This window comes from Nocardia sp. NPDC051911, from assembly GCF_040681035.1.
Taxonomy (GTDB): Bacteria; Actinomycetota; Actinomycetes; order Mycobacteriales; family Mycobacteriaceae; genus Nocardia; species Nocardia sichangensis.
In genome coordinates this window covers 40,191-58,207 of the sequence record NZ_JBFAXY010000005.1, presented here as the reverse complement: position 1 = coordinate 58,207, position 18,017 = coordinate 40,191, and the positions used below count along the sequence as shown (strand labels likewise).

Annotated in this window: 19 protein-coding genes and 2 pseudogenes; 16 read left to right on the top strand and 5 right to left on the bottom strand. The window is 65.9% G+C overall.

Going from position 1 to position 18,017, the window contains the following annotated elements; genetic code table 11:
• Window positions 1–243: 243 nt before the first annotated feature.
• On the top strand, window positions 244–1,674 hold the full coding sequence (gene rox / locus AB0L97_RS07880; RefSeq protein ID WP_364426225.1) for a rifampin monooxygenase: 1,431 nt from the start codon (window positions 244–246) through the stop codon (window positions 1,672–1,674).
• A gap of 55 nt (window positions 1,675–1,729) precedes the next feature.
• On the opposite strand, the gene AB0L97_RS07875 is transcribed toward rox, so the two are convergent.
• Window positions 1,730–2,707, bottom strand: coding sequence for an AraC family transcriptional regulator (locus tag AB0L97_RS07875; RefSeq protein ID WP_364426222.1), 978 nt, complete (start codon window positions 2,705–2,707; stop codon window positions 1,730–1,732).
• An 83-nt stretch (window positions 2,708–2,790) separates the two neighbouring features.
• On the opposite strand from AB0L97_RS07875, the gene AB0L97_RS07870 reads away from it, so the two are divergent.
• The 3 genes from AB0L97_RS07870 (at window position 2,791) to AB0L97_RS07860 (ending at window position 4,398) form a co-directional block, all read left to right on the top strand.
• The gene (locus AB0L97_RS07870; protein WP_364426219.1) at window positions 2,791–3,639 is read left to right on the top strand and encodes an NAD(P)H-binding protein; all 849 of its coding nucleotides are present in this window, start codon (window positions 2,791–2,793) and stop codon (window positions 3,637–3,639) included.
• 188 nt (window positions 3,640–3,827) lie between these two features.
• The gene (locus AB0L97_RS07865) at window positions 3,828–4,046 is read left to right on the top strand and encodes a DUF2945 domain-containing protein (protein ID WP_364426216.1); all 219 of its coding nucleotides are present in this window, start codon (window positions 3,828–3,830) and stop codon (window positions 4,044–4,046) included.
• Window positions 3,985–4,398, top strand: coding sequence for a DUF3140 domain-containing protein (locus AB0L97_RS07860; protein WP_364426213.1), 414 nt, complete (start codon window positions 3,985–3,987; stop codon window positions 4,396–4,398). Before AB0L97_RS07865 ends, AB0L97_RS07860 begins: the two co-directional genes overlap by 62 nt.
• 84 nt (window positions 4,399–4,482) lie before the next feature.
• On the opposite strand, the gene AB0L97_RS07855 is transcribed toward AB0L97_RS07860, so the two are convergent.
• Window positions 4,483–5,262 carry an enoyl-CoA hydratase-related protein gene (locus AB0L97_RS07855; protein WP_364426210.1) on the bottom strand — a complete coding sequence of 260 codons (780 nt, stop codon included), beginning with the start codon at window positions 5,260–5,262 and terminating at the stop codon, window positions 4,483–4,485.
• 399 nt (window positions 5,263–5,661) lie between these two features.
• Here AB0L97_RS07855 and AB0L97_RS07850 point away from each other — a divergent pair, with 399 nt between their 5' ends.
• Entirely contained in the window at window positions 5,662–7,224 is a 1,563-nt protein-coding gene (locus AB0L97_RS07850) for an esterase-like activity of phytase family protein (protein WP_364426774.1), read from the top strand.
• Window positions 7,225–7,472: 248 nt separating this feature from the next.
• Here the strand turns inward: AB0L97_RS07850 and AB0L97_RS07845 are convergent.
• Window positions 7,473–7,604 (bottom strand): annotated as a pseudogene (locus tag AB0L97_RS07845) (hypothetical protein); the annotation flags it as partial.
• On the opposite strand from AB0L97_RS07845, the gene AB0L97_RS07840 reads away from it, so the two are divergent.
• The 4 genes from AB0L97_RS07840 to AB0L97_RS07825 all read left to right on the top strand — a co-directional run bounded on the left by AB0L97_RS07840 (window position 7,593) and on the right by AB0L97_RS07825 (window position 10,596).
• On the top strand, window positions 7,593–7,829 hold the full coding sequence (locus AB0L97_RS07840; RefSeq protein WP_364426801.1) for a hypothetical protein: 237 nt from the start codon (window positions 7,593–7,595) through the stop codon (window positions 7,827–7,829). The pseudogene AB0L97_RS07845 and the gene AB0L97_RS07840 sit on opposite strands and share 12 nt — an antisense overlap.
• Window positions 7,830–8,065: 236 nt before the next feature.
• Window positions 8,066–8,899, top strand: a complete 834-nt coding sequence (locus AB0L97_RS07835; RefSeq protein ID WP_364426207.1) for a hypothetical protein — start codon at window positions 8,066–8,068, stop codon at window positions 8,897–8,899.
• 84 nt (window positions 8,900–8,983) lie between these two features.
• Entirely contained in the window at window positions 8,984–9,640 is a 657-nt protein-coding gene (locus AB0L97_RS07830) for a TetR/AcrR family transcriptional regulator (protein WP_364426204.1), read from the top strand.
• A gap of 68 nt (window positions 9,641–9,708) precedes the next feature.
• On the top strand, window positions 9,709–10,596 hold the full coding sequence (locus AB0L97_RS07825; RefSeq protein WP_364426201.1) for a haloalkane dehalogenase: 888 nt from the start codon (window positions 9,709–9,711) through the stop codon (window positions 10,594–10,596).
• Between the two features lie 170 nt (window positions 10,597–10,766).
• Here the strand turns inward: AB0L97_RS07825 and AB0L97_RS07820 are convergent, their stop codons facing one another.
• Window positions 10,767–11,135, bottom strand: coding sequence for a VOC family protein (locus tag AB0L97_RS07820; RefSeq protein ID WP_355073863.1), 369 nt, complete (start codon window positions 11,133–11,135; stop codon window positions 10,767–10,769).
• A 62-nt stretch (window positions 11,136–11,197) separates the two neighbouring features.
• Between AB0L97_RS07820 and AB0L97_RS07815 the strand changes: the two genes are divergently transcribed.
• Window positions 11,198–11,656 (top strand): MarR family transcriptional regulator, encoded by a 459-nt coding sequence (locus tag AB0L97_RS07815; protein WP_355073861.1) that lies wholly within the window; start codon window positions 11,198–11,200, stop codon window positions 11,654–11,656.
• A gap of 167 nt (window positions 11,657–11,823) precedes the next feature.
• On the opposite strand, the gene AB0L97_RS07810 is transcribed toward AB0L97_RS07815, so the two are convergent.
• Entirely contained in the window at window positions 11,824–12,822 is a 999-nt protein-coding gene (locus AB0L97_RS07810) for a nitronate monooxygenase family protein (protein WP_364426196.1), read from the bottom strand.
• Window positions 12,823–13,085: 263 nt separating this feature from the next.
• On the opposite strand from AB0L97_RS07810, the gene AB0L97_RS07805 reads away from it, so the two are divergent.
• The 6 genes and pseudogenes from AB0L97_RS07805 (at window position 13,086) to AB0L97_RS07780 (ending at window position 17,881) form a co-directional block, all read left to right on the top strand.
• The gene (locus AB0L97_RS07805; protein WP_364426193.1) at window positions 13,086–13,649 is read left to right on the top strand and encodes a PadR family transcriptional regulator; all 564 of its coding nucleotides are present in this window, start codon (window positions 13,086–13,088) and stop codon (window positions 13,647–13,649) included.
• A gap of 140 nt (window positions 13,650–13,789) precedes the next feature.
• Window positions 13,790–14,299 carry a helix-turn-helix domain-containing protein gene (locus tag AB0L97_RS07800; protein ID WP_355073848.1) on the top strand — a complete coding sequence of 170 codons (510 nt, stop codon included), beginning with the start codon at window positions 13,790–13,792 and terminating at the stop codon, window positions 14,297–14,299.
• A gap of 302 nt (window positions 14,300–14,601) precedes the next feature.
• On the top strand, window positions 14,602–15,819 hold the full coding sequence (locus AB0L97_RS07795; RefSeq protein WP_364426771.1) for an acetyl-CoA C-acetyltransferase: 1,218 nt from the start codon (window positions 14,602–14,604) through the stop codon (window positions 15,817–15,819).
• Window positions 15,820–15,893: 74 nt separating this feature from the next.
• Window positions 15,894–16,028: pseudogene (locus tag AB0L97_RS07790) on the top strand (SDR family oxidoreductase); the annotation flags it as partial.
• A 127-nt stretch (window positions 16,029–16,155) separates the two neighbouring features.
• Window positions 16,156–17,157, top strand: coding sequence for an NADP-dependent oxidoreductase (locus tag AB0L97_RS07785; RefSeq protein WP_364426189.1), 1,002 nt, complete (start codon window positions 16,156–16,158; stop codon window positions 17,155–17,157).
• A gap of 136 nt (window positions 17,158–17,293) precedes the next feature.
• Window positions 17,294–17,881, top strand: coding sequence for a TetR/AcrR family transcriptional regulator (locus AB0L97_RS07780; protein ID WP_364426186.1), 588 nt, complete (start codon window positions 17,294–17,296; stop codon window positions 17,879–17,881).
• Window positions 17,882–18,017: the final 136 nt, after the last annotated feature.

Sequence of the window (18,017 nt, the reverse complement as noted above, 5' to 3'; positions counted from 1 at the left end):
ACTGGCCGAATGGGGGATGGGTGCTGCCACGATGTCCATACCGGGCGCGGACGGGGAAGAACCAATTGCTCTTCCCTTTTAACATATATCGCACTGGGGGACTTGCGGCAAGGCCCGGGTCGTGCTGCAAAATCTTCGGCCGAAGCCAGAACCTGCGGAAATCGGCGATTCGCGAGGCACGTGCGCTCGCGGATTTCCGCCGGACCAGCTGGCCGAGATGCGACACCTACGGATGGGCGGTTCATGTTTGACGTGATCATTGTCGGCGGCGGACCGACCGGCTTGATGCTGGTCAGCGAGTTGCGGCTGCACGGCGTGCACACGCTGGTACTGGAGAAGGAGACGGAACCGTCCACGCTGTCCCGGGGGCAGGGCCTACACGCGCGCAGTGTCGAGATGATGGACCAGCGCGGCCTGCTGGACCGGTTCCTCGCGGTCAGTAAAAAGTTCCAAGTCGGCGGTCTTTTCGGCGGCATCGTCAAGCCGTGGCCGGAACGGTTGGACACGGCGCACCCGTACGGCCTCGCCACTCCACAGCCCGTCACCGAACGGCTGCTCAACGAGCACGCCCTCGAGGTCGGCGCCGAGATCCGGCGCGGCTGCGAAGTGGTGGGGCTGAGTCAGGACGAGCACGGGGTGACCGTCGCGTTGGCCGACGGCACGCAACTACGCTCGCGCTACCTCGTCGGCTGCGACGGCGGCCGCAGCACGGTGCGCAAACTGCTCGGCGTCGGCTTCCCCGGCGAACCCACCAAAGTCGAGACGTTGCTCGGTGAAATGGAGGTGACCGAGGACCCGGCGAAGGTGGCCGCGATCGTCGAGGAAGTCCACAAAACGCAGAAGCGGTTCGGCGCCGCCCGCTCCGGTGACGACGGAAGGCTGTTCCGTATCGTCGTGCCTGCCGAGGGCGTGTCGGACGATCGTGCGGCCCCGACCCTGGAGGAGTTCAAGCGGCAACTGCGGGCGTTCTCGGGCACCGACTTCGGGGTGCACTCCCCGCGCTCGCTGTCCCGCTTCGGCGACGCTACGCGGCAGGCCGAGCGTTACCGGGTCGACCGGGTGCTGCTGGCCGGCGACGCTGCGCACATCCATCCGCCGACCGGCGGGCAAGGGATGAACCTCGGCATCCAGGACGCGTTCAACCTCGGCTGGAAACTGGCCGCCGAGGTGAACGGCTGGGCGCCGGAGGGACTGCTCGACACCTATCACGCCGAACGACACCCGGTGGGCGCGCGTGTGCTGGAGAACACCCGCGCGCAGATCACGCTGATGGGAACCGATCCGGGCGCGACCGCGCTGCGCGAGCTGTTCTCGAAGTTGATGGACTTCGAGGAGGTCAACCGGTATATCACCGAGATCATCACCGCGGTCGGGGTCCGCTACGACTTCGGCGAGGGGCACGACCTGCTCGGCCGGCGGATGCGGGACGTCGGGCTGAAGCGGGGTCGTCTCTACGAACTGATGCACGGCGGGCGTGGGTTGCTGCTCGACCAGACCGGCCGGCTTTCGGTAACGGGGTGGGCGGATCGGGTGGACCACGTCGTCGATGTCAGCGAGGAACTGGAGGTGCCCGCCGTGCTGCTGCGGCCGGACGGCCACGTGGCGTGGGTCGGTGCAGACCAGCAGGATCTGCTCGAGCACCTGCCCCGGTGGTTCGGCACCGCAGCGGGCTGATTCGCCGACTGGCCGCCGGACCCGCGAGTGCACCGGCGACAGCGGGGTAGGGCGGTCAATGGGTGTCTCGGTCTGGCGGTGTACGCATGGTCTGCCGGCGCCGCCAGGCCGAGGGCCCGGTCCCGCGGGCGCGTCTGAACGCGACGCTGAAAGCGAAGGCGTCGTGGTATCCGACTTGACGAGCGATGGTCGCGATGGTGGCGTCGGTATCGCGAAGTGCGTCCGCGGCGAGGGTCATTCGCCAATCGGTGAGATAGGTCAGCGGCGGGCGTCCGAGCAGGGCGGTGAAGCGCGCGGAGAAGGAGGCCCTGGACATGTTGGCCTCCTCGGCCAACGCGGCAACGGTCCAGCGGTGGGCCGGATCGTTGTGGAGCGCGTGGAGAGCACGGCCGATCCGCGGGTCGATCATCGCGTGATACCAGCCGGGTGGTGTCGCGCCGGGCGCGGCCCACCAGGCGCGCAGCGCCAGCACGAGCACCAGATCGAGCAACCGATGCAGGACGGCGTCTTGTCCCGGCTCGTCCCGGGCGGCTTCGGTGGTGAGCAGATGCAACGCGGCGCTGGTCCGTGATCCGGCAGGTACGACCGCCACGGGTGGCAGCAGATCGAGTACTCGCTCGCCCACGTCGCCATGAAGTACGAAGGAGCCGCGCAGCACTGTCGTGGCTCCTGGCAGACCGTCACCGTAGGTGCGTGGGCCCATATTCCGGAGCGCGCCCGGTTCCCGGCTGTGGTCGAGGACGACTTTGCGCCCCTCCTCGATCAAAATCTGAGGCGGGGTGGTCGGACTATCGGCAACCGTATATCCGCCGGTCGTTTTCACCACGGCGATACCGCCCTCGGGCACCGGCACCTTTGTCGTGTGGGCATCGTCGAGCCGCAAGTGCGCCGGACCGCCGAGCACCGCGACGACAGCGAGCGCTGGATGTCCGGATGCGGCGAAGGTCAGCGACCACGGCGGCCGCTGGATGAGCTGGCGTACCTCGGTATTGCCCACTCGCGCTCGATGCAACAGATCGCTCAGCACGTCCACAGCGACCCACGTTAGACGATCACAAAGAAATCCCGGATCTTCTCCCATGGATCGTCTGGCTGCTGCTCGATTGGATGATTGCCATGACCAACATCCTGATTCTCGGCGGCACCGGTAAGACCGGCCGACGGATCGCACGCCACCTCCGAGCCGCGGGCCATCCGGTACGGGCGGTCGCCCGCACCGGGGGCGATATGTCGTTCGACCTGGGCGACCTGACGACTTGGTCGGCAGTGCTCGACGGCGCCACCTCCGCCTATCTCGTGGAACCGGCCCTGCAATTCACCGATGAGGGCCGAGCGCGTATCCCGAAATTCATCGAGGCGGCGGTCGGGGCCGGTGTCCGGCGGCTCGTACTACTGTCCGCACCGGCCGCCGACCAGGCCGATCATCCCCTGCACGCCGCCGAGCGCGCGACCCGGGACAGCGGGCTGGAATGGACCATTCTGCGACCCAACTGGTTCGCGCAGAATTTCAGTGAAAGTTTCTGGCTGTCAGGCATTCTCAACGGCGCGCTGTATATCCCCACCGGCGACGGCCGTACCCCGTTCGTGGACGCCGACGACATCGCCGAAGTCGCGGCGCGAGCACTGCTCGATGACCGGCACAGCGGTAACACCTACGAGCTGACCGGCCCGAGGGCGATCAGCTTCGGCGAAGCCGTGGACATGATCGGAGCGACCATCGGCCGCACGATCCGCCACGTCGACATCGACCCCGTGAATTTCGTCGAACAGCAGATCGGCTTCGGTGTCTCGCCCAAGGCTGCGCGGCTACTCACCGACATTCTCACCCGGCTTTCTCGCGGCGGCCCTGGCACGACACCCACCGACGACGTGCACCGCGCCCTTCACCGTCCGGCCCGGACATTCGAGAACTACGTCGCCGAAGCCGCCGCCTCAGGCTGTTGGCGCCGGACCACTACCTCGTAGCGCAACAGTACGGCTGGTGCTGACAACGGGATGGTCGGGTCGAAACCGGCACCATCGCGATCTTTCACGAGGTTTGGCCGCAGAAAGGGTGGGCGGCGATGAGGAGGGCCGATTCAGCTATCAGTTTTCGAGAGCGGAGCGCGGGTAACACGACCTCGTTGAATGCTGGAATGGAGAAGGAATCGACCATGGGAAAGCAATCGTTCAGCAAAGGAGACGAAGTCGAATGGAACAGCCACGGCAGTACCGCCGAGGGCAAGGTGGAAGAAGTGATCACGTCCGACACCGAAGCGGCGGGCCGAACGGTACGGGCCTCCGAACAGGAGCCACAGTATCGGGTGCGCAGTGCGAAGAGCGGCCGTGACGCGGTGCACAAGCCCGGCGCGCTACGTCCGCACGACGATTGACATCGAAAATTGGAGCCGCGCCATGACGACGGAAGACAAAGACACGCGCACAGAGTTCGGCAACATCGTCAACATGACGGCGAAAGAACTGCGCCGGTGGCTCGACACCGACGAGTCGAAGTCGGTGGGGCAGAAACCGAAAGACGGCGGCGAGTCGACCGGGCACGCGAGCGGGCGGCGCATCGCGGACATCCTCGAGAAGAAGAAACCGACCGACGATGATTACGCGCACATGCGCAAAGTCATCGGCTATGCGCACCGCCATCTCGAGCAGCGACCCTCCGGCGAAATCGAGAACACCAAATGGCGATACTCGCTGATGAACTGGGGCCACGATCCGATGAAAAGCTGACGGCAGCAGCGAATACGCGTCACATCCAGCGTCTCTTGCCGATTCGAGCCGTCTCCGGCGGGCACGGGCAGACGCCGGGCGCCGCTAATCGCGCCAGACAGGTGGGCGCTTCGCCAGGAAGGCCGCCATTCCTTCGCGGGCGCCGGGAAGTTGGGCGGCTGCGGCCATGACTTCCAGGGCGAGGGCGTAGGCGTCTGCCTCGGGGCGGTCGAGCTGGCGGTAGAGGGTGCGTTTGCCCAGTGCTTTGCTGGCGCGGCTGCCGCGGGTAGCTCGGGCGAGCAACTCGTCGACGGCGGTGTCGAGCTCGGCGTCCGGCACCGCTCGGTTGATCAGGCCCCACTGTTCGGCGGTGCGGGCATCGATCGGGTCGCCGGTGAGGGCGAGTTCCATCAGTCGTTTGCGGCCGACGGCGCGGGCTACCGGCACCGCGGGGGTGTGGCAGAACCAGCCGCCCTTGCCACCGGGGAGCGCGAAACCGGCCGATTCGGCGGCGACGGCCAGATCGCACGAGGCCACCAGTTGGCAGCCGGCAGCCGTGGCCAGACCTTGCACGCGGGTGATCACCACCTGCGGTACCGACTCGATGGTCGACATGAGCTCGGTGCACAGTGTGAGCAGTTCCCGCACGCCGAGCAGGTCGCGTGCGGCGACATCGGCGAAATCATGTCCCGCGGAGAACACCGGACCGGCTGCCCCGAGCACTATCCCGGTGGCGTCCGTCTCGCCCGCAGCGCGGAAGGAGGCGAGCAACTCGGCCAGATGTTCGCCGGACAGGGTATTGCGTCGCTCCGGCCGGTTCATCGTGATGCGCACTGTGTCGCCGTCCCGCGCGACCAGCACATGCTGATACTCCAAGGCGGTCATATCTCCACCGTAGAGCTATACGGGGAACGACACGACACTTACGGGATGATCTCCGAACAGCTCGCACGGCTGGGTCCCCCGCTGGGCGGTGGTGGTGGCGGGGCCGCGTCCCGGCTGCGGCGACCTCGATGCGGATGGCCTGCTCGGCATCTTCCTCGCCGCAGGCGCCCGATCGGACGCAGGTGCCCGTTCACCGAGCGCTAAGGCTTGTTCGGCATCGAAGTCGGTAGCGTCGAGAGCGCGGTAGCGACGCGGCCCGACGCTCGGATACCGCAGTGCTCACGTTCGTCAGGATTGGCAACACTGCAAACTGATCGGATGATTGTGGGGATCGACGGCTCATGTTCAGCTCGATGCCAACTGGCGGTCGGGCTCGGACGGTACGCATCGCTGGTGAGAATGCACCGCAGTACCCGAAGCGCGCTCGTCATGGTCGCCGTGTGCGCGACCGCCGTTCTGTCCGCTTGCTCGTCGTCGAACTCGGAGGCGGGCTTCACCGCCGCCAAGGACCAGCCCTTGGTGATCTCGCTGGATGATCTGCTGGCGGCGACCGGCGGCAGCGCCGCGGTCGGGATCACCGATCCGCAGCACGGCACGATCACCCGTCGCACCGACGGTGCGGTGGTGTACACGCCTGCGGCTGGATACACCGGTTCCGACAGCATCACTGTGACCACCACCGACGCCGTGAAGCTGTTCACCACCGATATCCCGCCGCTCGGTGACTTCGGTGGCGTGAGTCTGCAGGGCAGCGGATACGGGTCGGCGTTCACGCCGGTGCCCGGATCGACCGACGAGTTCTATGGTCTCACCGACCGCGGTCCGAACGTGGACGGCAAGGGCAAGAACGAGAAGCTCACGCCGATACCGACTTTCACGCCCACCATCGCGAAATTCAAGTTGGTCGGCACCAAGGCGGTGCTGGAAAGCGCCATTCCCCTGAAGAATTCAGCGGGCCAGCCGTTCAACGGCCTGGTCGACGCCTCCGCAAGCACCGGCGAGACCATCCGCGACCTCAACGGCACCGTCCTGCCGCCGACCGATCACGGCATCGACAGCGAAGGCCTGGTCGCGATGCCCGACGGCAGCTTCTGGGTGTCCGACGAGTACGGGCCGTTCGTCGTGCACTTCGACGCCAACGGCACCGAGCTGGAGCGGCTCGCACCGGGACGCGGTCTGCCCAAAGAGCTTTCGCTGCGCACCCCGAACCAGGGTATGGAGGGGCTCACCATCACGCCGGACGGCAGCACATTGGTCGGCATCGTGCAGAGTGCACTGAACGAGCCAGGTGTCGCGTCGGCGCGTGAGGTGCCCATGACCCGGATCGTCACCGTGGATCTGAAGACCCGGGACGTCAAGGAATTCGTATATCCGCTGGAGAATCCGAAGCAGAAGCTCGCGGTCTCCGAGATCACGGCGCTGAGCGAGACCACCTTCCTGGTCGACGAACGCGACGGCGGCAAATCACCCAAGGCCGACAAGAAGCTGTGGACCATCGACATCACCGGCGCCACCGACGTCGGCCCGCAGGCGAAAGTCCAGAACGCGCACTACGATCCACAACTCGGCCTGCTGGTCGACGGCAAGCCGCTGGAACTCCTCGTCGGTGCCGTGCCCACTGCCGAAGGCGTCGCCACGCTGCGGAAGGCGGGTGTCACCCCCGTCGCCAAGAAGTCCGCCCTGGACCTCGGCGGTCTGCTGGACGGCCTGAACGCCGACGGCAAGTTCTTCGGCCACGACAAGATCGAGGGCGTCGCCACCCGCGACGGCGGCAAGACCCTCTACATCGCCGACGACAGCGACTTCGGCATCGAGGCCGCCACCGGCGACCAGCCGCCGTTCGGACTGAAAGCCAAGCTCCTCGCCAACGGCGCCCAGGACACGGGTGAGGTGCTGATGGTCGACACCACCAAGCTGCCCGCCAAGACGCAGACGCGGACGCTCACGATCACCGTGAAGTAGCGGACGTATGGCGCCCGACGCCGTCGGGAACCCTCCCGGAAGTGGCAACAGCCGTGACCGGGAGGGCGCCATTGGTCAGTGCGAAAACACGTGTGCGGTCCTCTGGAGCCGCTATTCCCGGGTGACACCGTGCCCTGCCCGCTGTCCGGCCTGTGCCCGGGAGTCGACCAGCTGGTGCGACCGGTTTCTCGGCGGCGAATGGCTCGGCGCAGGGAAGAGGCATCGGCGTAGCCGACTCGATGGGCGGCAGCCTCCGCAGTGGTTCCCGATCGGATCAGCGTCAACGCCGTGTCCGTGCGGATGTACTGGACGAAGGCTTGCGGGCTGAGGCCGGTAGCGCGCTGTAGGCGTCGTGCGAGTGTGCGGGTATGAAGTCCCACCGCGTCGGCGAGATCGGCGGTCGTGAAGGATCGGCGGAGATTGCTGACGATCCAGTCGTGGGCGTGCACCAGATCGGGGTCGTCGGCGATCAGCACGGTGAGCATCATGTAGGGACGCTGCGAGGTCCGGCGGTCGATGAGCTGATAGCGGGCGCACAGATCGGCCACGTCCGAGCCGGTGAGCATCTCGATCGCCGCGAGCATGACGTCGACATGGGCGAGTGATGCTCCGCCGGTCACCGTGCGGCCGTGCCGGACCAAGATCTTGTCGGGTTCGACGGTGATCGCGGGGTGCCGTGCCTGGAGTTCGGCTGCGAGGAACCAGGATGTCGTCGCGCGGCCACCGTCGAGCGCTCCGGTTCGCGCGAGCAGGAACACGCTCGAACAAGAGGGTCAAATCCTATGAGAATCTCGATGTTCCGCGCATCGTCGCGCTCAAAGCAGCGGCACGTGCGGCCGGCATGGGAGTTCTCGGACACGTCCCGTACGGGCTCGGGCACGAGGATGCGCAACTGCCGGATGGGCAGCACCTGTTCGGCATGGCGCCGCCGGCCAGTATTCGGCGGGACCACGTCTTCAATCGCATGATCGACTGGGACGCTGTCGACGACCGCCGCATCGATCTCATCCGGCAGGTGAGCGCCGACCGCGGGCTCGCGGTCACGCCGACGCTGAACACCTCCACCGGTGTCCTCGATCTCGAGCGGCATCACCAAGCGCGCGACGAGCCCACAGCGCGAGCGCTGCCGTCGTTCTACTCGGCCATCGTGTGGCACCCTCGACACGGCATCCCTGCCTATCGCGACATCCGACGCGAGGACTTCGATCGGTGCAGGCGCGCCGTGGAGCGCAAACATCTGCTCGTCAACCGTCTCTTCGGTGACGGTGTGCCGCTGCGGTTGGGTACGGACACCCAGCAACCGTTCGTCGCGCCGGGGATCGCCCTGCATCGCGAACTCGAGGCCTTCGAGCAAGCCGGTATCCCACGCCGGGACTCGTGGCGGCTGGCCACCGCCACCGCGGCGAGCGCGCTCGGACTCACCGATATCGGCACCGTGGACCGCGGTGCGCGCGCCGAACTCGTCGTCACTCGATCGGATCCACGCCATCCGAGCTGGTCGGTGAGCCGGGACCTGACGGCGACGGTGGCCAAGGGAACGTTGATCACCGCAGCGGATCTCGACGTGGCCATCGGCAAAGAGCTCGCCCGCTTCGAGGGTGCCTTCGGCGAGTTCACTACGCGATTGCTCGCGCGCCTGACCATGCGGCGGCTCGCCAGGAACTTCGTCAGTTGATCCTGCGATATCCCGTGCGCGCCCCGACCGCTCGGCCGGTTGGGTGCATTGACATGACCGACATCATGCGAGAGCGTAGTTCACATGATGGTCGACATGCGAAATTCGCCCTCCGGGGAGGGGCAGCGCGCGCGACAGAAACGAGAGTCGTTGACGCGCATCCTCGACGCGAGTGCCGCTCGGCTGCGGGTGGATGGTCCCGATGGCGGCGCTATCGGGAAGGTCATGCGGGACGCGGGCCTGACGCACGGAGCCTTCTACTCACACTTCGCGAGTAAGGACGATCTGGCCATCGCGGCCTTCCGGCACGGGCTTGCCGAAAGCCGGCCGCGTTGGATCGGCAAGACGCGCGACGCGTCCTGGGGCGCCCGCGCGGCCCGACTCGCGCGCGGCTATCTCAACCGGACCCACCGCGACGAGCGGGCGGATTCGTGCGCGTTCTCGGCGATCGGATCCGACGCCGCGCGCATGCCCGCCGAGTTCAGGTCAGCCTACGAGGAGGAACTGCGCAAGACTCTCAACGCGATGGGTGGCCGTCCGGTGGACGATCCGCAGGAGCACGAACTCTATGACGAAGCCATCGCGACCCTGGCCTTGTGTATCGGCGGACTCGTGCTGTCACGGGCTGTGGAATCCGAGTCCTTCTCGTCGCGGATTCTTCGCGTGTGCCGGAACGCGGCGGCGCGGATGGGCGCCGCGGTCGACGAGCGCGCCGAGCGCGGGCCTGGGGCAGAGGTGTGAGTGATCGGACTGCCGCAGCGGCATAGACCTGCCTTCAACGGGACACCTACACATAAGGAGACTCTGTAATGCCATACAGTACAGCGCCTTTCGCGGCGAAGAAATTCTCGGATATTCGCGGACAGCGCATGGCCTACATCGACGAGGGGCAGGGCGACGCCATTGTCTTTCAACACGGCAACCCCACATCGTCGTATCTGTGGCGCAACGTCATGCCGCACTGTGCGGGGCTGGGACGGTTGATCGCCTGCGACCTCATCGGCATGGGTGATTCCAGCAAGCTCCCCGATTCCGATCCCGACCGATACACCTATGCCGAGCACCGCGAGTATCTCTTCGATCTGTGGGATGCGCTCGATCTCGGCGACAATATCGTGCTGGTCCTCCACGACTGGGGGTCGGCTTTGGGATTCGATTGGGCCAACCAGCACCGCGACCGCGTCCGGGCAATCGTCTACATGGAAAGCATTGTCATGCCGGTGACGTGGGAACAGTGGCCCGAAGGCGCACGAGGCGTGTTCCAGGGTTTCCGGTCGCCTGCCGGTGAGGGAATGGTGCTCGAGAAGAACATCTTCGTCGAGCGGGTTCTCCCCGGTTCGGTACTCCGGGCGCTGAGCGACGCGGAGATGGCGGAATATCGGCGGCCGTTCGCGTCGCCGGGCGAGGATCGCCGGCCCACTCTGAGCTGGCCTCGCCAGATCCCGATCGAAGGGGAGCCGAAGGATGTCGTCGAGGTGGTCGAGGACTACGGACGATGGTTGAGCACCAGCGATGTCCCGAAGTTGTTCGTCAACGCGGAACCGGGCTCCATTCTCACCGGACCGCAACGCGAATTCTGCCGCACCTGGCCCAATCAGCGCGAAACGACCGTCGCGGGATCACATTTCATTCAGGAAGACAGCCCTGATGAAATCGGCACCGCCATAGCGGAATTCGTCAAGGAAGTACGCTACTGACGGTGCGTGAGTCGCCGAGGCGACAGCGACTGGGCCGGTCGGCGAGCGTATGTCCAGCAGCCGCGCTGGTCCGGTGGAGTCACGGATCCCGGTGAGGTCGATGATCACGGCGACGTACTTGTCGCCGCGCGGTCTTCGGGGGCGGTGATCGTCCCGTGGCGCTGGTCCGGTCAGACGCGGTCGTGGAGAGTGACCTGGTAGCCGTCGGGGTCGGCGAAGGTGAATGTCCGACCGAAGGGGCCGTCGATCGGTGCGGAGACGATGGTGTGACCGTCGGCGACGAGAGCATCGTGAATGGCCTGGACGTCGGTGGCGTGGAGCCAGATCGCGGCGCCGATGCCGGGCTGAGCGACGGATGCGAGATCGGTGCCGGGAACGACGTCGCGGAGTGCGAACGCGATCGGCTTCGTCTCGAAGACGACGGCGTGTGGAGGTCCGGCCTGCGAGCGGACGAGGCCGAGGTACTGCTCGTAGAACGCCTGCGAAGCAACCAGGTCGCGCGCTTGCAGCGAGATGAAGTCGGGGCCGGTAACGGGCATGATGATCTCCTCATTCGGTGTCAGTTTTCTGACATGGGGCCAAACTATGTCAGAATACTGACATGAGTCAAGACCGTGCGGGCGTCGACTTGGAAACGTCACTGGGCTACCTGCTGAAAGAGGCGTCGAGCGTCCTGCGCGTAGCCATGGAGGAGGTGCTGCGGCCACTCGGGATGAGCGTGACGCACTACTCCTGCCTCGAGCTGCTGGCGCAACGACCGGGCCTGTCGAACTCCGAGCTCGCGCGGGGCGCGTTCGTGACACGGCAGACGATGAACGTGCTACTCCAGGCTCTGGAACGAGACGGCTACGTGACCAGGCCCGCGGAGGCGCCCGTCGGGAAGGTTCTTCCCACACGGCTCACGCCCCGCGGACGACGGAGCCTCGAGAAGGCGACCGTGGCGGTCCGGTCCGTCGAGGTCAGAATGCTCGCCGGCCTGACCGAGACCGAGCGGTCCAGCGCGTTGCGGATCCTGCGGAGCATGATCCATTCCCTGCGCGATGGCAACGACGGTGCATAGCTCGTTCCCCGGCGCACGTCTCGTCGCGCTTGGATAGCAGTGCGGCCGAACGTGAAAATACCCGCCTACCTGGCAATGATCGCGTTACCGGGTAGGCGGGTATTCCGCGTCAGCGGCCGATGAACTCCTCGTCTTTGGCGAGGAAGGCCTCGACGGGCATGTGTGGGTCAGGCCGGCTGCTCGACGGTGTCGGGCCTCGGTGTCTTGCGGGCGAGAGCCTGGAGCGCCTCGTCGTACTGGGCCTTGAAGCGAGCCACCAAGTCCGCGACAGTGAGGTTTTCCTTGATCGCGCCGATGCCTTGCCCGGCGCCCCAAATGTCCCGCCATACCTTGGCGCTCGCATTGCCGCCGGAGCCGAAATTCATGATGGAAGGGTCGGAATGGGGGAGGTTATCCGGGTCCAGGCCTGCGGCGACGATGCTGCCGCGCAGATAGTTGCCATGGACGCCGGTGAACAAGTTGCTGTACACGATGTCCTTGGCCCGGGAGTCGACGATCATCTGCTTGTATTCCGCAGCCGCTATCGCCTCGACGGTCGAAAGGAATGCCGAACCGATATAGGCGAGGTCAGCGCCTGCGGCCTGAGCGGCGAGGATGGAGCGGCCGTGGGCGATCGCGCCGGACAACAGCACCGGCCCGTCGAACCACTCCCGGATCTCCTGGACAAGCGCGAACGGCGACTGCGTTCCGGCGTGGCCGCCTGCGCCTGCAGCGACGGCGATGATGCCGTCCGCGCCCTTTTCGATTGCCTTCCGAGCGAACTCGTCGCTGATCACATCGTGCAGGACGATTCCGCCGTAGGAGTGCACGGCGTCGTTGATCTCCGGGCGTGCGCCCAGAGAGGTGATCACGATAGGCACGCGGTGCCGCACGATCACGTCCATGTCGTGTTCGAGGCGGTCGTTGGTCCGGTGGACGATCTGATTGACGGCGAACGGCGCGACGGTGGCGTCCGGGTTCGCCGCCGCGAACGACGCGTTTTCCTCGGTGATGTGGTCCAGCCAGTCCGCCAGCAGTGACGCCGGACGTGCGTTCAGCGCGGGAAAGGATCCGATCACCCCGGCCTGGCACTGCGCGATCACGAGATCGGGTCCGGAGGAGATGAACATCGGCGAGCCCACGATGGGCAGGGTGAGACGACCGGACAGAGCGGCGGGTAAGGCCATGATGACGTCCTTCGAGGAGTTCTGAAGCGTTGACTCGCGGCGATTCCGGCCGCACAGCGCTGCGTTACGACGAAGCTATCGACGCACCCCGCATTCATGCAATAAGTTGCAAAAACATGTGTGGCCGATCACATGCCCTGTGGTCACGGCTTCACAAGTGGCCGGATCCCGGGCCGCGCAAGGTCGCGCGCACAGCCTTCGCCGGGGATACTCCGGATTCAGGTCGCGGGACCGACGCGCTCGACGCTCTCTAACATGGGGCCGTGGCACTGCAGTTCGCGATCCTCACCGCGTTGACCGAACGGGCCTCGACCGGCATCGAACTCGCTCGGCGCTTCGACCGCGCGTTCGGATACTTCTGGTCGGCCACCCATCAGCAGATCTATCGCGAATTGGATCGGCTCAGCGGTGGCGGTTTGGTCGCCGAGGTTTCGCAGCCACAGGCGCCGGGGCGTGGTCAGCCGAAGCGTTTCTCCATCACACCGGCGGGCACCGCTGCGCTTCGCCGTTGGGTGTGCGAGGTCGACGAGCCGCCGCAGCAGCGAGAAACGCTGCTGATCAGGTTGCGAGCAGCGGCCGCCACCGGGGACTTCGAAGGTGTCCGCGAGGTCGTCGCGCACCACCTCGCGGTGCACGAGAAGACGTTCGCGACCTATCGGGAGATCGAGGCACGTGATTTTCCGGCTGTCGGCGACGATGCGGGCGCGATGAGGCATCTGATCCTGAAGGCCGGTCTCGGGACCGAACGTGCCTGGATCGTCTGGTGTAGGGAAGTCATCGAAGCCCTCGATGCCATGCAGACGCCGAGCGAATCGCGCTCGACCTGAGCCTCGGCTCGTGGCGGCCGCGGCCTGCCGGCGAAGTTCGGGGTCGAGGCGGGGTCCGATGGATGGCCCGCGCAGAGCGCGGGCGGCCGCGTGGCGTCATCAAGTGCATGGTCTATCTATGAAACCGATATCCTCGCTGCATGAGGCGTACATCCTTCGCACGATGGCCATGCTCCGTCGCGCGCACGATGGATCTGCTCGGTGATTGGTGGACCCCGCTGGTGATGCGTGAGGCCTTCTATGGAGTACGCCGTTTCGAGGACTTCCAGCAGCAGTTGGGCATCGCGCGCAATACCCTCAGCAACCGTTTGCGTCGTCTGGTGGACGAAGGCTTGCTCGAGAAACGGCCGTATCAGGTCGAGCCGACTTGGTACGAGTATGTGCTCACCGAGAAGGGCGCCGACTTCTGGAGCGTGTTGCTGGCGATTTCGAGCTGGGGTGATCGCTGGCTCGCCGACGAATCGGGTCCGCCGGTGCTTGTGCGGCACACCGCGTGCGGTCATGACACACAGGTCAAGGTGGTCTGCGAGCACTGTGAACAGCCTGTCCCGATCGAGGAATCCCGCCTGCGCATGGGTCCGGGCTACCCCGAACATCTGCGCGAACGTCCCGACGTCGTGGAGCGCTTCGCGCGGCAAGAGTCGAAGTAACTGACGAAAGTTCACCGGGGCGGGTTTCGGGTCACGAGGCGTAGCGGCACACCGAGTTGCTGGTCCACGGCCATCGTCGCTTCGGTGCTCTGCTCTGCCGAAGGACACTCCGAACGAGGCGCTACGCGCACAGTGGCCGCGTTCTTCGCGAGCCGAATTCACCTGCCTCACCAGCGCTTATGTACATGTTGTGTGGCAGATCACATCGATAAATGCGGGCCGTCGGTATTGACCGCGGCCTGTCCGATCCAGCATCGTATGCGCTGAATAAGCGCTTAGTAAGTAGCTGGGAGGTTGGGCACATGCCCGAAGCCGTCATCGTCTCCGTCGCCCGGTCGCCGATCGGACGCGCCGTCAAGGGCTCGCTGAAGGACATGCGCCCCGACGACTTGGCGGCGCAGATCGTCAAGGCCGCGCTGCAAAGGGTGCCCGCGCTCGATCCGGCCACGATCGACGACCTGATGCTCGGCTGCGGCCAGCCCGCGGGCGAATCGGGTTTCAATCTCGGACGGGTGGTGGCGGTACTGGCCGGGCTCGATCGGGTGCCCGGCGTCACGGTCAATCGCTATTGTTCGTCGAGCCTGCAGACGACCCGGATGGCGCTGCACGCGATTCGAGCCGGTGAAGGTGATGTGTTCGTCTCGGCGGGCGTCGAGACCGTCAGCCGCTACAACAGCGGCAATGCCGATGGCCTGCCGGGCACCCAGAACCCCCTGTTCGAGGACGCGGTCGCGCGGACGTCGAAATTCGCTGCGGGAGGGCAGGTTTGGTCGGACCCCCGCGAAGACGGAGCACTGCCCGACATCTATATCGCGATGGGGCAGACCGCCGAAAACGTCGCGCAGTTCGCGGGTGTCAGCCGCGCGGAGCAGGACGCCTTCGGCGTGCGTAGCCAGAACCTCGCCGAAATCGCGCTGTCGAATGGATTCTGGCAACGCGACATCACCCCGGTGACTCTGCCCGACGGCACGGTGGTGTCGGCCGATGACGGTCCGCGCGCGGGTGTGACGCTGGACGCGGTCGCGGCGTTGAAGCCGGTGTTCCGGCCGGACGGCACGGTCACCGCGGGCAATTGCTGCCCGCTCAACGACGGTGCCGCCGCGGTGGTCGTCATGTCGGATACCAAGGCGGCGGAACTCGGATTGACGCCACTCGCGCGCATCGTCTCCACCGGTGTCAGCGGCCTGTCGCCGGAGATCATGGGCTTGGGCCCGGTCGAGGCGTCGCGGCGGGCGCTGGCCAACGCGGGCATGACGATCGGCGACATCGACCTGGTCGAGATCAACGAAGCCTTCGCGGCGCAGGTCATCGCGTCCATGCGCGAATTGGATATCGACCTCGACAAGCTCAACGTCAATGGCGGCGCGATCGCCGTCGGCCATCCCTTCGGAATGACCGGTGCGCGGATCACCACCACCCTCGTCAATTCGCTGCAGTTCCATGACAAACAATTCGGCCTGGAGACCATGTGCGTCGGCGGGGGCCAGGGCATGGCCATGGTGCTCGAGCGGCTGTCCTGAGCGCGCACCGCTGTCGTCGACCGGTTACGCGTGGACCGTCGAGCATCTGTCCATCCCGAAGGAGAACACCATGAGCGATCGCGCAGATTCCCGTCGCGCGAGCGGGGTCGCCCGAGGATGTCGCACACACCGTCTCATTCCTGGCGAGCGAGGGTGCGGGATTTGTGTCGGGGCAGGTGGTGTACGTCGCCGGAGGACCGAAGAACTGACCGGCACGGTTCGCGACCGTCTGCGAGCGGGACCTGCAGTTGACCAGATTCGCTGTGAGGCAGAGTTTCTCGACGGCAACGGACGCCATCCCGGATGTATGGCCGAATCGATGAGAAGAGGAATGTCATGACGAAGACTCAGCAGATCCGTCTGGCGCGGCGTCCGTCGGGGCTGCCCGGCGACGACACCTGGAGCCTGACGACCGAGGAACTGCCCGGACCCGCCGAAGGTCAGCTGCTGGTGAAGATCGACTTCATCTCCATCGATCCCGCCATGCGTGGATGGCTGCGAGATCAGCGTTCCTATGTGCCGCCGGTCGGGATCGGCGAGGTGATGCGGTCGTTGGATATCGGCACGGTCGTGGAATCGGCGCACCCCGACTTCGCCGTCGGTGACACGGTCAGCGGCACTTTCGGGGTGACCGAATACGCGATCAGTGACGGCAGTGACGTCTCGAAGGTCGATCTGACCATCGCCCCCGGCCCCACCTGGCTCGGCATCCTCGGAATGCCCGGCATGACAGCGTATTTCGGCCTGCTCGAGGTCGGGAAGCTGCAGGCAGGCGACACCGTGGTGGTCTCGGCGGCGGCAGGCGCCGTCGGGAGCGTGGTCGGTCAGATCGCCAAAGCCAAGGGCGCGGAGGTCATCGGGATCGCGGGTGGCCCGGAGAAGGCCCGGTTGCTCACCGAGGAACTCGGCTTCGACGCGGCTGTCGACTACCGCAACGACAACGTTGCGAAGCGGCTGCGCGAGCTCGCCCCGCAGGGCATCGACGTCTTCTTCGACAACGTGGGCGGTGACATCCTCGATGCCGCGCTGATGAACTTGCGCCGTGGGGCCCGCGTGGTGCTGTGCGGCGCGATCTCGGCCTACAACGCCGAGCAGCTGCCTCCCGGTCCGTCGCGCTATATGTCACTGCTGGTCTTCCGCGCCTCGATGACGGGATTCGTAGTCTTCGACTACGCCGATCGCTACGGCGAAGCCGTCGCGCAGATCGCGCAATGGCTGGCCGAGGGCAAGCTCGAGAGCCGCGAGCACGTCGTCGAGGGAGGCGTCGCGCGTTTCGGCGAGACGCTGAACATGCTGTTCAGCGGTGCCAACAACGGAAAACTCGTGCTCGCACTCTGAGCGGCGACCACCGCAGCGTATCCGGGATCACAGCCGTGCGACGCGCCGAAGGTCACGACAGCATCGACGCCGGTCGCGCGAGGGCCGGACCGATACCGTCCGGAAGTGTTCGATGGCAGGATGCGAGACTGTTCAAGTGACCGAATCACGTGCGGACGACACACGAGCTCGGCTGCTGGATGCCGCGGTCGTCGCCTTCGCCGAGCGGGGCTTCCACGGCTCCACCACTCGCGACATCACCTCGATCGCGGGGCTGAGCACGGCAGCCATCTATGTGCATCACCGCTCGAAAGAGGAACTTCTCTACGAGGTCTCCCGGACCGGTCACCACAACACGCTGGAGCGCTTAAAGAGCGCTGTCGCTTCCGCTGACGATCCGGTCGATCAGTTGATCGCGGCGGTCCGGGCCTTCACTGTTTTCCATGCTCGGGCGCACACCGTGGCCCGGGTCATCAACTACGAACTCGCCGCACTCAGTCCGGAGCATCAAGGCGAGATCAAGGCGATCCGTCACCTCATCGACGCGGAGATACGGCAGCTGATCGAGCGAGGTGTGGCGGCGGGTGTGTTCGACAACCCGAATCCGCATATGGCGGCGGTCGCTCTGCTGTCGCTCGGCATCGACCTCGCTCGCTGGTACCGGGAGGACGGCTCACTCTCGCCGGAGGAGATCGGCGACTATTACGTGGACCTCGCGCTGCGCATCGTGGGTGCGTCCAAGTAGACCGGTCTCCCGGTGAATGACCGGCTACGGATCGCCGGATTTTGCCGATTCCCTCGTCGGAGAGCCATCGATTACTCCAGCCCGTCATGTCGGCGATCGATGAAGCGACGCCCCGTCTAGGGGCGTCCGAGAGTCG

Coding starts and splice junctions, on each gene's coding strand:
- rox (WP_364426225.1), top strand. CDS start 244: ATGTTTGACGTGATCATTGTCGGCGGCGGACCGACCGGCTTGATGCTG.
- AB0L97_RS07870 (WP_364426219.1), top strand. CDS start 2,791: ATGACCAACATCCTGATTCTCGGCGGCACCGGTAAGACCGGCCGACGG.
- AB0L97_RS07865 (WP_364426216.1), top strand. CDS start 3,828: ATGGGAAAGCAATCGTTCAGCAAAGGAGACGAAGTCGAATGGAACAGC.
- AB0L97_RS07855 (WP_364426210.1), bottom strand. CDS start 5,262: ATGACCGCCTTGGAGTATCAGCATGTGCTGGTCGCGCGGGACGGCGAC.
- AB0L97_RS07850 (WP_364426774.1), top strand. CDS start 5,662: ATGCACCGCAGTACCCGAAGCGCGCTCGTCATGGTCGCCGTGTGCGCG.
- AB0L97_RS07840 (WP_364426801.1), top strand. CDS start 7,593: ATGAAGTCCCACCGCGTCGGCGAGATCGGCGGTCGTGAAGGATCGGCG.
- AB0L97_RS07835 (WP_364426207.1), top strand. CDS start 8,066: ATGGGAGTTCTCGGACACGTCCCGTACGGGCTCGGGCACGAGGATGCG.
- AB0L97_RS07830 (WP_364426204.1), top strand. CDS start 8,984: ATGATGGTCGACATGCGAAATTCGCCCTCCGGGGAGGGGCAGCGCGCG.
- AB0L97_RS07825 (WP_364426201.1), top strand. CDS start 9,709: ATGCCATACAGTACAGCGCCTTTCGCGGCGAAGAAATTCTCGGATATT.
- AB0L97_RS07820 (WP_355073863.1), bottom strand. CDS start 11,135: ATGCCCGTTACCGGCCCCGACTTCATCTCGCTGCAAGCGCGCGACCTG.
- AB0L97_RS07815 (WP_355073861.1), top strand. CDS start 11,198: ATGAGTCAAGACCGTGCGGGCGTCGACTTGGAAACGTCACTGGGCTAC.
- AB0L97_RS07810 (WP_364426196.1), bottom strand. CDS start 12,822: ATGGCCTTACCCGCCGCTCTGTCCGGTCGTCTCACCCTGCCCATCGTG.
- AB0L97_RS07800 (WP_355073848.1), top strand. CDS start 13,790: ATGAGGCGTACATCCTTCGCACGATGGCCATGCTCCGTCGCGCGCACG.
- AB0L97_RS07795 (WP_364426771.1), top strand. CDS start 14,602: ATGCCCGAAGCCGTCATCGTCTCCGTCGCCCGGTCGCCGATCGGACGC.
- AB0L97_RS07785 (WP_364426189.1), top strand. CDS start 16,156: ATGACGAAGACTCAGCAGATCCGTCTGGCGCGGCGTCCGTCGGGGCTG.